Source organism: Pseudomonas maioricensis, from assembly GCF_022790535.1.
GTDB classification, from domain to species: domain Bacteria; phylum Pseudomonadota; class Gammaproteobacteria; order Pseudomonadales; family Pseudomonadaceae; genus Aquipseudomonas; species Aquipseudomonas maioricensis.
Genome location: NZ_LOHG01000007.1, coordinates 40618 through 55480, shown reverse-complemented (window position 1 = coordinate 55480; position 14863 = coordinate 40618). Strand labels below are relative to the sequence as shown.

13 protein-coding genes are annotated in these 14863 nt (G+C 52.7%); all 13 read right to left on the bottom strand.

From position 1 onward, the window contains the following. Window positions 1-36: 36 nt before the first annotated feature. The 13 genes from AUC61_RS12795 to AUC61_RS12735 all read right to left on the bottom strand — a co-directional run bounded on the left by AUC61_RS12795 (window position 37) and on the right by AUC61_RS12735 (window position 14862). Entirely contained in the window at window positions 37-852 is an 816-nt protein-coding gene (locus tag AUC61_RS12795) for a phytanoyl-CoA dioxygenase family protein (protein WP_243246579.1), read from the bottom strand. Window positions 853-861: 9 nt separating this feature from the next. Further along, the gene (locus AUC61_RS12790) at window positions 862-1788 is read right to left on the bottom strand and encodes a glycosyltransferase family 2 protein (protein ID WP_243246578.1); all 927 of its coding nucleotides are present in this window, start codon (window positions 1786-1788) and stop codon (window positions 862-864) included. Beyond that, window positions 1785-2477 (bottom strand): WbqC family protein, encoded by a 693-nt coding sequence (locus AUC61_RS12785; protein WP_243246577.1) that lies wholly within the window; start codon window positions 2475-2477, stop codon window positions 1785-1787. The genes AUC61_RS12790 and AUC61_RS12785 overlap by 4 nt, the downstream gene beginning before the upstream one ends. A gap of 1 nt (window position 2478) precedes the next feature. Next, the gene (locus tag AUC61_RS12780) at window positions 2479-3999 is read right to left on the bottom strand and encodes a hypothetical protein (protein WP_243246576.1); all 1521 of its coding nucleotides are present in this window, start codon (window positions 3997-3999) and stop codon (window positions 2479-2481) included. A 273-nt stretch (window positions 4000-4272) separates the two neighbouring features. After that, complete coding sequence (locus tag AUC61_RS12775) at window positions 4273-6267, bottom strand: polysaccharide biosynthesis protein (RefSeq protein ID WP_243246823.1); 1995 nt, start codon at window positions 6265-6267, stop codon at window positions 4273-4275. 109 nt (window positions 6268-6376) lie between these two features. After that, window positions 6377-7387, bottom strand: a complete 1011-nt coding sequence (locus AUC61_RS12770; protein ID WP_243246575.1) for an MraY family glycosyltransferase — start codon at window positions 7385-7387, stop codon at window positions 6377-6379. After that, the gene (locus AUC61_RS12765) at window positions 7384-8361 is read right to left on the bottom strand and encodes a UDP-glucose 4-epimerase family protein (protein WP_243246574.1); all 978 of its coding nucleotides are present in this window, start codon (window positions 8359-8361) and stop codon (window positions 7384-7386) included. Before AUC61_RS12765 ends, AUC61_RS12770 begins: the two co-directional genes overlap by 4 nt. Next, window positions 8358-9614, bottom strand: a complete 1257-nt coding sequence (locus tag AUC61_RS12760) for a glycosyltransferase family 4 protein (RefSeq protein WP_243246573.1) — start codon at window positions 9612-9614, stop codon at window positions 8358-8360. Before AUC61_RS12760 ends, AUC61_RS12765 begins: the two co-directional genes overlap by 4 nt. A 14-nt stretch (window positions 9615-9628) precedes the next feature. After that, a complete protein-coding gene (gene wecB, locus AUC61_RS12755) occupies window positions 9629-10759 on the bottom strand; it encodes a non-hydrolyzing UDP-N-acetylglucosamine 2-epimerase (protein ID WP_243246572.1) in 1131 nt (376 codons plus the stop codon). A 23-nt stretch (window positions 10760-10782) separates the two neighbouring features. Continuing rightward, on the bottom strand, window positions 10783-11901 hold the full coding sequence (gene wbjC, locus AUC61_RS12750; protein WP_243246571.1) for a UDP-2-acetamido-2,6-beta-L-arabino-hexul-4-ose reductase: 1119 nt from the start codon (window positions 11899-11901) through the stop codon (window positions 10783-10785). Between the two features lie 2 nt (window positions 11902-11903). Next, window positions 11904-12938 carry a polysaccharide biosynthesis protein gene (locus AUC61_RS12745; protein ID WP_243246570.1) on the bottom strand — a complete coding sequence of 345 codons (1035 nt, stop codon included), beginning with the start codon at window positions 12936-12938 and terminating at the stop codon, window positions 11904-11906. Beyond that, entirely contained in the window at window positions 12931-13446 is a 516-nt protein-coding gene (locus AUC61_RS12740) for an acyltransferase (RefSeq protein WP_243246569.1), read from the bottom strand. The genes AUC61_RS12745 and AUC61_RS12740 overlap by 8 nt, the downstream gene beginning before the upstream one ends. Further along, a complete protein-coding gene (locus AUC61_RS12735) occupies window positions 13447-14862 on the bottom strand; it encodes a hypothetical protein (RefSeq protein WP_243246568.1) in 1416 nt (471 codons plus the stop codon). Window position 14863 lies beyond the last annotated feature (1 nt).

The following is a 14863-nucleotide window of genomic DNA, read 5'->3' as shown; positions in this document are numbered from 1 at the left end:
GAATAAAATTAAGATTATGCATTTGATACGACCACGCTATGCGCCCCTGCCGTGGAGGTAGTGCTCTACAGTGGCAGGGGTTGAGTAGTTAAAGCCCAGGAAATCCTTCTGCGCTGCAGTCAGTGTTTCTGCGGCCATGAGCGAGGGCAAATCTATTTGCTGCTTAAAGTAAGGAACTGTGAACAGGTGATTGACCGCACGTCTGGGCTGCCGCGTACTGTTGTAACCACCGCGATGAAATAGCATGCAATCGAGGACAACAAATGACCCAGCCTTTGCCTCGACCTGCACAGCATTTCGACGTATGTATTCATCACTGGGAAAATTTTCCAGTCTGTGTGACGCCGGTAATACGAACGTACAGCCGTTGTCCAGAGTAAAATCGTCAATGCAATACAACGCATTGAGAGCGAGTGGACGAGACGACACGAAATGCTGGTAGGGAAGATCACGATGCCACGCCGCCTGATTGTAGGTTTCGCAGGCTGGATTGATGATGCCGTTTTGCTGGCTCAACATAAACTTCCCCACGATGAGGCTTTGCAGAACCGTGTTCAACGGAATATTCATCGCCAACTGTAGAAACGCAGGGTCCCCTTGAGCCAGGATCGCTCGAACAGTATTTAATTCATCGCAAGCTCGTAACCTTTCAGGTCCATATTTTGCTCGATAGCCTTCGGATACAGCTGCAAAACGCTGGGCAATATCCTGGATTTGCGCTTGCGTATACCCACACTCAACAACGGCATACCCGATTGCCCGTATCTGCTCAACTGCCGGATGATCCTGCCCCTGAGCCCGGAACCCGCCAAGAACTCCATAGGAAGGTTCTGATGACTCTTGCCTATCCATGCCGTGCCCTCAGTCCGCTTTTTTATAGATCGACTTGATAATGGTGTATGGGCGCTTCTTCACCTCGGTGAAGATCTTCGAGATATAAATCCCTTGGACCCCTATGAAAAATATGATCAACCCCGAGAAAAACCAGATCGATGCCACAACAGAGGTATAGCCCGTTGGCGGGGCGGATCCAATAAAATAGCGAAAAAGCAAGTATAGAATGAAGCAGGCTGCGGTGAACGAGATAGCCGCGCCAACATAGAATGTGAAAACAAGAGGGAGACTGCTGAAGGACGTTACGGCATTAACCAGGTGGCCCAGCTTGCTACGCAGCGAATAGGTCGTAGGACTACTGGCTTTTTTAGCAACCATTAAAGGACGCTGATCAAATCCGGTCAGTATCCACAGCCCCCCAATATTGAGCTCCCGCTCCTCATGCCGCAGCAGTGCCGCTACGTACTGCGCAGTCATGAGGCGTGCCGTGACAATATTGTCTGGCTGGGATATGCCTGTCAGCAACCGGAAGGCGCGATAAAAGATATTGCCGGTCAACCGCTCTACCCATCCGCCTTTACGCGTGCCTTGAACGCCATACACCACATCACAACGATGAGTGGCCATGCACTCAGCAAACAGAGTGAGCCACTCGGGGTCTTCCTCAAGGTCGCTGTCGATCAGAAAAACCCTTTCCCCCTTTGCCAAGCTCAATCCTGTCATCATGGCCTTGTGATGACCAAAATTTTTGGAGAGATCCACCACACAAACTTTTTCATTGGAGTCAGCAACGCCTTGAGCAACACTCAGGCTGTCATCTGGCGACCCGTCGTTGACCAGAATGATTTCATACTCATCGCCCACGAGGGCCTGGGCTGCAGAACCCGCACGCTGGCAAAACTCGTTTATATAGGATGTAGATTTATACAGCGTCGCAACGATGGACAACTTCATTTTACAAACCTCATGAAGCCTTTGGCAGACTGGCCGCAGTTCATTAAAAGGTCCAAGATAGAAACACCGTGCTCAAAAGCACCCCAGAGTTGCGGATATTCAGGATACCCGCTGTAGTCAAACCAGGTAAGCTTTACTCCAGCGTCTGAGAAAAGACTTGGCACCACGTAGTCCATTGCAGAGGGCCCCGAAACATATTCCGTAGCCTGCGCCTGCAGGCAAAGGTCTACCAGACGCTCAGTCTTCCCTTCTTTAAGATTAAATTCACTGGATGAGCGAATGACCGTGCGTATTCCGAGGTAGTTGCAAACCGCCTCCACCAGGCGTCGATTCAACGTAGACAGGTCCTGTGGCAAGCATTCCGTATATATTGGAACCAACCATGCCATCACCTCATCGAAGAACTTGGCACGTTTATAGTTTTGGCTCAATGCGTTCAGGTGATCGTTCGCCCACCCGCCCGAAACGATCTGGGTGTCTTTTATCAACTGATGATACTTCCCTTTCACTTCGACGGGGACAGTGAGCCATTGAAGTCCTTGGGGTGTTTTTATCTTGTTGCGGTTGCGCCAATCCCGACGCGTGTACTGCATATCATCATAAAGAATAAACTCATCGACTGCTGCGATAAGATCAAAATAACCCTTCCACGGCATGTAATTCGACTGCAAAATGGCAACTTTTTTCATCTTATTCCTGCCTTGTGGCGGCGTTCATTCCGTTCAACACTTCCGAGGATAACGGCCGAGAGCTGTAGACGATTTTAGGTAAAAGAGTAAACGATCGTTCTTCATCGTCTCCTTCTCCTTTCCGAAGGGTCACGACTACCGCCCGCTCATCCGGTCTACGTCGATGGGCACCCGCCTTGTACAGACTTGAAAAGTAATCATCGAACTTACCACTCCGGTAAGCATCAACATCACCGACTTCAACGGCAAATCTCGACTCATCTCCTAAAGAATGAGTGAGCATCCCGTTCCACTCATAGAAGCGATAGTTTCGATGGATCGCGTTGTACTGCTTCGTCTGATCATCGATGATCACGAAACTGGCGCGAGCGACGAGAGGATCATGTTTAAATTGACTTAAAATGATTTTTTGCTTTTGCCAATCGACGTAGAAGCCGACGTAACCCACCACCCCGTAGCTGATGCAAGCGGAAAGGATCAGTGATATCAGAAGGCGCTGAACTCTCTCAGTGGCACATGTGAGCAATGCTGTCATGATGAGCGCTACGCCCAAAGGCATCAGTAACTGGTGTCTTGAAGTCCATTCGAGGAACGTAGGAATATAGCCGAGTATCCAGTAAGGAATGCCACCCAGGACGAGCGCCAAAAACCCCGTACCGAACAATACGGTAAAATTAATAAGTGAAACCGGATCCCTGTGAATAAAAAACTGCCTGCGCAACGCATAATAGACAGGCACGAGCATGCAGAACATAACCGCAAAGTCCACCTTCAAATTGACAACATCTTTCAGCTGAGCTTTGATAGCCAAAGGAATCGCAATCAGACTGTAGCCCTGATTATAGCCTGCGTAAAAACCCTCTGGCTTGAAGAGCATGGTTTTCATCCCGAAGTACAAGAACGGAATGAAAAATAATTCCCAGCGGGATATAAAAAAACGCCACAACCCATTAAGGGTGTAACGCTCTTGAGTTCGGTACAAAAGGTCGAGCATTGGCAATGCGTAAAAAACCAACAGCGAGTTGCTATTAAAACTCAGAAAAAAAAGCGCCGCCGCAAGCACTCTATAGCGATCCATCGCCAGCCACGCAGCAAAAAACAGCGCGTAGCAGATCGAGTAAGGAAAATCGATCATGGCAACACGTGCCAGATTAAATGGCAACAGCATAAAGAGTAAAACAACTAAATACCGTGCTCTAATCCCGAATACGCCATTACGTTTTAAAATAGCATTCAGAAAAAAACCTGAGCCCCCCATTAAAACAAAGGTGAGAACCTTGTAACTCCACAACCCCAGGGACGTGAGACCTATGTGTAGGTAGCCGGCTAGATTAAAGAAAGCGCCAGCCTGTCGATAGTTTTCCAGAGTCACACTGGCACTGGTTTCAAACGTTACCCAGTCATCCCAAAATACCGCCGAGGGGATAAATAAAATGCCTCCATGCATCAACGCATACAAAACGCCAGCAAGAATTAAAAACTTTGCCTCACCTGAAGATGAGATACTTTTCGCCCCTGCCAAAATCAATCCTTAACCGTAGCTTTTCTGAATTAACAATCGCGCCCAACCGCTTGATTCAACTATCTAGGCGTCAATAGGGTTATTTCGGGATTTTGCGGGCGACAGTCTTTACAAGTCAACGCTTGCCAAGCGATTTAGCAAGCAACCTCATGCACCAGGCAGACCTGGAAAGATACAGCGCCGTGTCAGCGCCTGATGGCCGAGCAGAATCCAGAGCCTCGCTTCCAGGCTGGGTGCGATGCTTTTGCGGCACCGAACCCACGCCTACAACGCTTAGCCCGGCTTGCGTCGCTGCAGATAAAACCAGTCGACAATTTCACCGTCTGGGTTATAACCACTCACGATGCGACGCAGGTTTTTTCGGACCTGATCGTAATCATCCTTCTCCAACGACTCAAGGAGTTCTCCTATCAGCTCCTTCAGCGCCTCCCATGTGTAGCAGTCCTCGTGCGCGCTCATGATCATAGGGTGACGTGTCGCGGATACGTTGTCGCCGATCAAAAGCTCTTCATACAATTTCTCACCGGGCCTGAGGCCGGTGAACTCCAACGCTATATCACCATGCGGATTACGCTCAGAACGAATGCTCAAGCCTGACAAATGAACCATTTTTTCCGCCAGCGCTACGATTTTCACGGGTTCGCCCATATCCAGCACGAAAACGTCTCCCCCCTGACCCATTGAGCCAGCCTGAATCACCAGCTGTGCAGCCTCAGGAATGGTCATGAAATAGCGGGTGATATTGGGGTGGGTTACTGTAATCGGACCTCCAGCCTTTATCTGGCGATGAAAGACCGGGATCACTGATCCTGAAGAACCCAGAACATTGCCGAAGCGGACCATGGTAAAGCGGGTTTTGTTCAAGCAGGGAACATTGTCAGCTTTGCCGAAAAGAACCGGAGCGCTTTCCTGGCTCAACGCTTGCAATACCATCTCCGCCAAGCGTTTTGTACTACCCATTACATTGGTCGGCCTTACAGCCTTATCCGTCGAAACCAGCACGAAGTTACTCACGCCCGCCTGTATGGCCGTCTGTGCTGTATTCAGCGTACCAATGACATTATTAAGGATGCCTTCGGCAATGTTGTGCTCAACCATAGGGACATGTTTATAGGCGGCTGCATGGTAAACGGTGTCAACCTTCCATGCTGTCATGACCTCCAGTAATTTCCCGGCATTGCGTACGGAGCCAAGCACCGGCAGGAGCTGAACGGGCAAGGAGCTCCTGTTCGCATGCTGCTCCAGCTCGTTCATGATGCTGTAAAGATTGAATTCGCTGTGCTCGAACATCAACAGCGTCGTAGGCCCCTGCTCCAGGATTTGCCTACACAGTTCGGAACCAATCGACCCGCCAGCTCCGGTAACCAATACGACCTTGCCGACGATGCAATGCTCCAGCAGATCTTCCTGAGCAGGTACAGCATCACGCCCGAGCAGGTCGGCAATGTCCACTTCCTGGATGTCGTCAACCTTCACCCGGCCGCTGGCCAAGTCCATAAACCCGGGCACACTGCGCACATGCAGCGGATAACCTTCCAGGTACTCGAGAATTTCCCGGCGACGCGCACGGGTCGCCGATGGCACGGCCAGAAGAATCTCCTCGGCACCCGTGGCGTCGATCATCTGCTGGATATGTTTAGGCTTGTAAACCTGTAGTCCGGCAATAGTGCGTTTGCTGATGTTGTCATCATCATCAATGAACGCCACCGGTCGCATCAAACGCCCCATGCGTAATGCTGCTACCAGTTGATTACCGGCCGCACCGGCACCATAGATAGCAACCTTGGGGAGTCCGTCGTGCCGCGTAGCGAAAGGCACATGGAGAGTTCCCATGAACCAGTCACCTAAAAAATACTGGCGCATGAGTAATCGCAAGCCGCCGATCATGACGAGGCTCAGCCACCAGTAATTGAAAACGATTGAGCGCGGTACAACGACCTGATGGTCGCTGTACCAGTAGACAACAAGTGCCAGCAAGAGCGCAGAGAGGCTAACAGCCTTGCCAATGGTAATAAGCGCATCGTTGCCGAAAAATCGCATTACGGCACGGTACATGCCAAAACGGATGAAGATAGGAATCGTCAATACAGGCGCAGTGGCAAACAACCAGACGTGATTCGAGATAGGCAAATAGGCCGCGTCAAAACCCAATCGCACGACGAAGGCGAGCACCAACGCTATCCAGATCAGCACAATATCGGCGCCAACCTGCACAATCCGCTTGTTCTTGCGCGAAAGACCAAGCATTCGCGAGCGTAACTTCATCATCATCCCTCTGCTTCCAACAGACTCCGTGCCGCATTGTACGATTTCGACAGGCACAGAGTTGATGAAAAAACCGGTGTGTAGCAATTTTATTACAAAGCGTCCCGCCGACTTATTCGGCAGCTCCGGCTGAAAACTTGAATGCGAGTACAACCAGAGGGGCATACGCAAGAACCAATGCAGTCGTACCCTCCATCCCCCATACCCCGACAGCCATCGCCAGAGGCAGCAACCAGACGATATTTATCACCGCGACAGTGAGGGTCACTGGCAGGTGCCGCCCAAACCTGCGCGTCGCAAATTGGTAGGCATGAGAACGATGGGCCTCATATACCTTCTCGCCCCGAATCAAGCGATGTATCAGTGTCACTGTAGCGTCGACAATGAATACACCCAGCAGGATCAGCCAGCTCCACAGCAGGGAGGGCTCGGCCCAAGCCGCCTGCAGTGAAAGCAGAGCCAGAATGATGCCCAGAAAACCGCTTCCCGCATCGCCCATGAAAATGCGTGCCGGGGGAAAGTTCCAGAACAGAAAACCGGTAACAGCAGCAGCCAATAGCAAGGGGAACATAATCAACTCTGCGTGACCGGACATCGCATAGATCAGACAAGCCCCCAGGCAGACGCAGATGGCTTCAATGCTTGCGATGCCATCGATTCCGTCCATGAAGTTGTAAAGATTGAGCACCCAGACCAGATAAAAAGCCGCTAAAACTGCGCCAATCCACCCCAGATGAAACTCATGACCGAACATCAACAGCGGTGGCAGGCCGCCCATCCAGTAGAGCCCCCACGCGGCTGAAGTGAAATGCCCCAGTAGACGCCAACGAGCTGCGATATGCCCGTGATCATCCATAAAGCCAATGATCGCGATCAGGCCACCAGCGCCTGCCAAACCAATCACTGAGCGGGAGTCGGCAAGACCACTCAGACCAAGCGCAGCAAGGACGATCAGAAACGCCAGTACGATGGCGACGCCGCCGCCTCGGGGGGTCGGGATGACGTGGGAGCTGCGAGCGTTGGGAATGTCGATGATACTTTTTGCCAACGCGTACCTGCGCAAGCCTGCGGTCATCAATAACGACGCCAGTAGCACAAGCGGAACAAGCCACCATTGAGTCATTTCTTTGCCTGTTCCTGTGCATGCTTCTGGTAGGGACGGGCAGCCATAGACAAAGCCTCGTCAACATTTACCACGGGCGTCCAGCCTAATAACGAGCGGTTTTTTTCAATATCGACCTGTAGGGACCCGCAAAGGCGCTGGGACAGCGAACGTCTTCCCAACAGGGTCGCGGCCCATACAAGCAACACCGACGGAACCGGCAGCAAGCGCGCAGTTTTCCCCAGAGCACGAGCCATGCGTTTCAACAACATGGTTGTCGACAGGTCTTCGCCGTCACTGACCAGAAACGTCTGGTTGGCAGCGGCAGGATGCGTCATGCACGTAAGGATAAGATCGATCAGGTTATCCAGCGCTACGAGGCTGCGTCGGTTGTCGATGGCGCCGAAAGGAAGCGGTACCCCTTTGTCCAGCCAACGCATCATCGACAGGAAGTTCGCCTTGACCCCTGGGCCATAGACCAGTACAGGGCGAATGATCACCACCTCCAGACCCACTTGCTCGGCCAGCGCGCGCAGCCCCTGCTCCGCTTCCATCTTGGATACGCCGTACGGGTCGGCGGGAGCTGGAGTGTCATCTGCTCGATAAGACTGGCCTGGCGCAGTGCCCTCACCATTGACCTTGATGGAACTGATGAAGATGAAGCGCTTAACGCCTGCTGCCGCAGCCTGACGCGCCAGATTAAGGGTACCTTCGACATTGACAGCGCGAAAAGCTGCCAGAGGATCGGCTTCGGTGTCATTCATCACATGCACGCGCGCGGCCGAATGGATCACCACTTGCACGTCCTTGAGACAGTCTCCCCAGTCAGTCTTGCCATCCAGGCCAGCGATGTACTCAAGCGAGGCCCGCGGATCAAGCGCTGCCGAGACGTCACGTACAGCGGCTACGACCCTGTCGCCGCGCTTGAGAAGGTTGTTCAGCAATGCATTGCCAACAAAACCGGTGGCACCGGTCAATAAAACTGCAGTACTCATTGCTGGCTTGCCTTGCGAAGGGTTGCATCACGAAATAGGGATTCCAGGCGCATCAATAGATTGCCCTTGGCGTAGTGCTGCTCGTAATAGTGACGGCCCGCCTGGCCCATATCGTCGCGACGGTCCTTCGATGCATCGGCCAGCGAGCGAGTAATGGCAGCCAGCCCCTGTGCATCTCCGGAATCACAGGCAAAGCCTGCGCCTGACTCTTTTATCACTCGCGCCGCTTCACCATTGATCATGCCGAGCAGAGGCCTGCCGGAAGCCAGATAGGCCTGGACTTTGCCCGGGATGGTTTTTTCGAACACATCATTGGTTTTCAGGGAAACCAGCAAAGCGTCAGCCTGCGCGAACAAGCCAGGCATCGCCTCCAGCGGATGCCGCCCCAGCAAGTGCACATTGTCCAACTGACGAGCCGCGATTTGCTCAGCAATCCACTCGCTCATTCGCCCATCGCCAACGATCACCCAGCGCACAGATACGCTTCCACGTAGCGACTCGGCAGCATCCAGCACCGCGGGAAAGTCCTGAGCATCGCCCAGATTACCGGCGAACACGACAGTAAAGGCCTCGGGATCCGGCTTAATCAGGTCGCAAGCAGGTGGTGTAGAGGATGAAAAATCGTCTTCAGCCCAACTGGGGAAGTAGACCAGACGCTCGTTATTGATAGGTCGGGTGCAATAGCGTCGAACGTTCTCGATAAAGCCGTGAGACTGCAGCAGCAAGTAATCCGTGCGGTTGTAAATCCAGGACACGACCTTGCCGACAAGCCCCAGGAGCATTGGCTGCTTGAGCACACCAACCGCACGCAATGTCTCCGGCCACAAGTCCAGTACCCAGACAAAGACAGGTGCACGCTTCAGCCGCCCGATCACCAGTGCAGGAATGGCTGCCATGATGGGTGATACGGCATAGACGAAGACAGTATCAAATTCATGCTTACGCAGCTTGAACGCGCCAAGGGTTGAGGCGCTGAAAAAGAACGAAAGATAATTCAGCGCCAGGCTGATACTACGTTTGCCCCTCGGGATCAGCGGTACTCTCACCACTTCAGCACCACAGTAGGCGCTAAATGCTTCCGGTTTTTCGCGAAACTGCTCGAACACGGCTCCTTCAGGATAATTGGGCAACCCGGTCAGTACGGTAACCTGATGGCCTTTTTCCGAAAGATCGCGAACCAGATCATTGATCCGCATGTTCTCTGGCCAGAAATACTGCGTAACGACCAGAACTCTCAAACTGCTTTCACACATGCTTACTACTCGAATCAGTATTGCTTCCAGACGACGCGATTCACGTAGTCGGTGTAGCTATGCAGTATACGCACGACCTTGTCCGAAACGTTGGGCATGCTGTAGTCAGCGACCAGACGCAAGCTACGTGCATCACCTCGCCCCTGGCTTTCAAGAACACAAAGTCCTTGCAGCACACGCTCGGTTTCCAGTCCGACCATCATCACCGCCGCCTCCTCCATCCCTTCAGGACGCTCGTGCGCCTCGCGGATGTTCAGTGCAGGAAAGTTCAGGATGGAGGACTCTTCGCTGATGGTGCCGCTATCGGACAGCACGGCTTTTGATTCGAGCTGAAGCTTGTTGTAGTCCTTGAACCCTAGCGGTTTCAACAAGCGCACATTGGCGTGAAACTCTACACCCATGGCGTCAAAACGCTTTTGTGTCCGAGGATGCGTCGACACAATGACCGGCAGTCCAAACTGCTCGGCTACCGTGTTGAGCACGTCAGCCAGCTTGAGGAAGTTTTTGTCCGAATCGATGTTCTCTTCCCGGTGCGCACTGACCACAAAGAACTTTCCGGACTCGAGACCGAGACGCGTCAGGACATCCGAGTTATCGATCCCCTCACGGTAGTAACCCAGTACTTCAAACATCGGGCTACCGGTCTTGATCACCCGATCGGCAGGCAGCCCTTCGCGCAGCAGGTAATCGCGGGCGATGGTGCTGTAGGTAAGGTTGATATCCGCCGTGTGATCAACGATACGCCGATTGATTTCCTCAGGCACACGCATATCGAAACAGCGATTGCCTGCTTCCATATGAAAGGTGGGGATCTTGCGACGCTTGGCGGGCAAAACAGCCATGCAGCTATTCGTATCCCCCAGCACCAGAAGCGCCTCGGGTTCAATCTCAGCCAGTACGCGGTCAACAGCAATAATCACATTACCAATGGTTTCTGCACCACTGGCGCCCGCTGCATTAAGGAAATGATCAGGCTTGCGTATGCCGAGGTCCTGAAAAAATATCTCGTTAAGTTCGTAGTCATAGTTCTGGCCGGTATGCACCAGAATGTGATCGCAGTGCTCATCCAGGGCCGCCATCACGCGCGACAAACGAATAATCTCCGGTCGTGTACCTACGACAGTTACAATTTTCAGCTTTTTCATTTCAATATCCTGTCAACAGCGGCTCAGGCTTCGGTACCGACGGGGCGGGCAAAAGTGTCCGGATGCTCGCGATCAAAAATTTCGTTAGCCCAGAGCATCACAATCATCTCGTCATCACCGACGTTGGTGATGTCGTGCGTCCAGCCAGGTACTGTCTCGACGATCTGCGGTCGCTCCCCCGTGGTGAACAACTCATAAAACTCACCAGACACGATGTGACGGAAACGAAAACAGGCATTGCCTTTGATGACCAGAAACTTTTCAGTTTTCGAATGGTGGTAGTGCCCGCCGCGGGTAATACCGGGGTGCGCGGTGAAGTAGGAAAACTGACCCGAATCGCGGGTCTTGAGCATCTCTACGAACACGCCACGGGGATCGGCGTGCCGTGGGACTTCATAGGTAAATCGCTCAGGAGGCAAATAGCTGAGATAGGTCGAGTACAGCGCCCGAACCAATCCGGTGCCCACCGGCTCTGTGACCATCGACTGGCGGCTGTCGCGAAAGGCGTACAACTGCTGCGAAAGATCGCCAACGCTGATCGAATATTCAGGTTCGACGCTGACAAAAGGCTGGTCTGCGGACGCACCGTCCATGATCGCCATGAACCGGCTAACAACGTCATCAATGTAAACCAGAGAAATCAACGCAGACGAGTCATTGATGCTGATAGGCAGATCGCGAGCAATATTGTGGCAAAAGGTCGCTACAGCCGAGTTGTAATACGGGCGCGCCCATTTGCCAAACACATTGGGCAAACGGAACAGGAACACCGGCACCTGATGCGCTGCATGCAATGCCAGAAGCGCCTCTTCAGCACCCCGTTTGCTGCTGCCATACGGGTTTTCCTGCCCGGCCTGAATGGACGAGGTGTACAAAACAGGCACCGGCCTTCCACAAGCCGCAACAGCATTGCACAACGCCGTGGTGAGGTCGGTATTACCGGTACGAAACTCTTGAGGATCCTGAGGGCGGTTGACGCCTGCCAGGTGAAAAACAAAGTCAGCCTGTGCCACGAGCTCCGGAAGGCTGTCCATGCTATCTGCACGGGTATAACTCAGCACTTCCACATCGGTACGCTCACCCAAACGGGCGACGAGATTCTGACCGACAAATCCATTGGCGCCGGTAATCAGGACTTTCATCCTCACTCCTCCGGCGTGGCGTTTTCGCCACGCTGGATAGCACGCATGAAGTCAAGCTTAAGCAACAGGCGCTGCATACCTTCAACATCCAGCCGCTCGGTATTGTGAGAGTTGTAGTCTTCAGTGGATGAAATCCTGGTTTCACCCTGCTCTACAAACTTGGCGTAGTTCAGGTCACGCAGATCCGGCGGAATACGGTAGTACTCACCCATGTCTTCAGCGCACGCCATTTCTTCGCGGCTCAACAAGGCTTCATACAGTTTTTCGCCATGCCGGGTACCGATGACCTGAATCGGGTGATCGGGCTTACCCACCAGACTGGTCAGCGCCTGGGCAAGGGTCTGAACAGTCGCAGCTGGTGCTTTTTGTACAAACAGATCGCCGTTGTTTCCGTGTTCAAACGCATACAGAACCAGGTCTACAGCATCCGAAAGCGTCATCATGAAACGCGTCATGTTGGGATCAGTCAGCGTCAGCTCTTTGCCAGCGCGAATCTGCTCGATGAACAGCGGAATCACCGAGCCACGCGACGCCATGACGTTGCCGTAACGCGTGCCGCAGATCACCGTCTTTGTATCGTCGATATTACGAGACTTCGCGACCATGACTTTTTCCATCATCGCCTTGGAAATACCCATGGCGTTGATCGGATAAACAGCTTTATCGGTGCTCAGACAAACGACGCGGCGCACCTCATTCTGAATCGCAGCTTCCAACAGGTTCTCGGTGCCAATGACGTTCGTCTTGACCGCTTCCATAGGATGGAACTCGCATGACGGGACCTGCTTGAGCGCAGCAGCATGGAAAATATAGTCAACCCCGCGCGTCGCGTTAAGCACGCTCTGATAATCGCGCACGTCACCAATGTAGAACTTCAGCTTGCTGCTGGCGTACAGCTTGCGCATGTCGTCCTGCTTTTTCTCATCACGGCTGAAGATCCGGATTTCAGCAATGTCCGTGTCGAGAAAACGCTTGAGAACAGCATTGCCGAAAGAGCCGGTGCCGCCTGAGATCAACAGCTTCTTTGAATCAAACATGCGTACCGCTCCTGTCCAACCGTTCTATATGCACTTTTTGCCCTGCCTCATCAAACCGCCATTTTAGGTGGCGGGCCGGGTTACCAGCAACAACGGAAAAGGCCTCCACATTTTTGGTGACCACCGATCCTGCCGCAACAATTGCTCCATCACCGATACTGAGACCATTCAGGATGATTGCACCGTGCCCCACCCAAACATCACGGCCTAGTGCCGTATGCCTCCACTCCTCACGCCCACCATCCCGCATCGTGACCCCTGGGCAACCAAATGCGTGGTCGCCTCCGACGATCGCAACGTTATTGGCAAGCATCGTATAGGCCCCAATCGTGATATCTCCATCGAGATAACAGCCCGAACCGACATAACAATATTCACCCAGGCTTACCTTATTAGGGAACACAAACAATCGCCTACCGAGACGAACTCTCGCGCCCACGCGTCTAAAGCGATAAAGAGCCCGCAACTGAAAACCTGTATAGAGGAAAAGTATAAAACGCTTGATCACTTAGTCACCCGCAATTGGCATGTGTCTGGATGCAGCGGACCACCAGGCATTTTCGCTGATCAGATTTTCGAGCATTGTGGCCAAAGTGTCGAAGCGGTAAACCAGCAAATCCTCACCAAAGTAGATGACAGGGAGGAAAGAGGGCTCATCGCACACCAGAATAGGGCCATAACCCTGAACATCATAAAAGGCAGTCGAGTTTATTGTGACGAAAACAGGACGATAGCCAGCGAGATCAGCCCAATCCCTAACCTGCCTGACGTGGTCAGATTGTTCCGTTGGCGCACTGTTAGGATGAATCTTTATGAACAGTGGAAGCTTTGCCGAGGTGCAGAACGCTTCAAGAAGGCGTTGTGTTTCAGCAAGCGCCTCAGCTTCCGCAACACAATTGAAAACCATGAAGTTCTGATCCAGTAGCACGATCGCTGGAGGGAGATTTCGAGCGGCGTCGGCGGAAGCAAGAGGCAACGTTGAGTTTTTACTTCTCCGTAGGCCTGGATTCATACGCGGGCATCGCTGCCGGTAAAAATTTGACTGCGCGATGTTCACACCCTTGAATTCGCTGTAAGCGACATAAGGCGAATATAGCCCAACACCATGGGCGGTATTCACCACCTCTACTCCACCGTCCATAAGACGTTCGTACATGGCGACTGCGCCCACCTCGAATTCGTCACTGGTACGCACTTCGCGCACGCCCATAGCAATTAGCTCGCGCGCATAACGCTGATAAGCCAGTGTTTCAAGGCGGACGATATGGGCATCAAGCTTGTTCCCCCCCAACAACAAACGCGCCAGTGAGATAAAAGGATATGGCAAACCTACAAATTTCACTTTTGCCCCACGTCGCCGCATGGACCTGAAGAAGCGAAACTGGCGAGCAACGCCGTAGGGGAATGGGTAGAGCATCAGGGTGGACTCGAAGACCTCCTCAGGGTACATCGCTTCAGTGACGTCAACCCACCCCCTGACGACAGTGTCTGAAGTGCGAACTCGCGACGGTATCAGTCGGAAGACCCTGTGAAAAATAATCTTCATTGCGATCGACAGTCGCGCAGACCTTTCGACATGCGAGCCAGGAGCGTCCCCAACGCTGTGAATGGATAAAGCATCAGTACCAACAAGGGCGCGTAAAACGAAGATCGAGTCATCACGACCATGCACTTCTGCCACGTCATAAAGGTGCTCACTGACATAATAGACAAGCGCTGCAATATCTTTTACGCGAGAAGATTTCAGCGCGTACAGATTCACTAACACCTTGTGATCTACACCCTCAAGGCGATGCCGACGCGCCAACACCTCACAGACGTCGTAGAATAAATCTGTCTGAAAGATGCTCAATGCGTACTTAGCACGTATATCAACAGCTTGAACAACCGACCCATCTGTCAGTACGCAGTATTCCAGGCTCATC

Excerpts from the sequence above, each read along its gene's own strand:
- AUC61_RS12795 (WP_243246579.1), bottom strand. The coding sequence starts at position 852 with ATGGATAGGCAAGAGTCATCAGAACCTTCCTATGGAGTTCTTGGCGGG.
- AUC61_RS12790 (WP_243246578.1), bottom strand. The coding sequence starts at position 1,788 with ATGAAGTTGTCCATCGTTGCGACGCTGTATAAATCTACATCCTATATA.
- AUC61_RS12785 (WP_243246577.1), bottom strand. The coding sequence starts at position 2,477 with ATGAAAAAAGTTGCCATTTTGCAGTCGAATTACATGCCGTGGAAGGGT.
- AUC61_RS12775 (WP_243246823.1), bottom strand. The coding sequence starts at position 6,267 with ATGATGAAGTTACGCTCGCGAATGCTTGGTCTTTCGCGCAAGAACAAG.
- AUC61_RS12770 (WP_243246575.1), bottom strand. The coding sequence starts at position 7,387 with ATGACTCAATGGTGGCTTGTTCCGCTTGTGCTACTGGCGTCGTTATTG.
- AUC61_RS12765 (WP_243246574.1), bottom strand. The coding sequence starts at position 8,361 with ATGAGTACTGCAGTTTTATTGACCGGTGCCACCGGTTTTGTTGGCAAT.
- AUC61_RS12760 (WP_243246573.1), bottom strand. The coding sequence starts at position 9,614 with ATGTGTGAAAGCAGTTTGAGAGTTCTGGTCGTTACGCAGTATTTCTGG.
- wecB (WP_243246572.1), bottom strand. The coding sequence starts at position 10,759 with ATGAAAAAGCTGAAAATTGTAACTGTCGTAGGTACACGACCGGAGATT.
- wbjC (WP_243246571.1), bottom strand. The coding sequence starts at position 11,901 with ATGAAAGTCCTGATTACCGGCGCCAATGGATTTGTCGGTCAGAATCTC.
- AUC61_RS12745 (WP_243246570.1), bottom strand. The coding sequence starts at position 12,938 with ATGTTTGATTCAAAGAAGCTGTTGATCTCAGGCGGCACCGGCTCTTTC.
- AUC61_RS12735 (WP_243246568.1), bottom strand. The coding sequence starts at position 14,862 with ATGAGCCTGGAATACTGCGTACTGACAGATGGGTCGGTTGTTCAAGCT.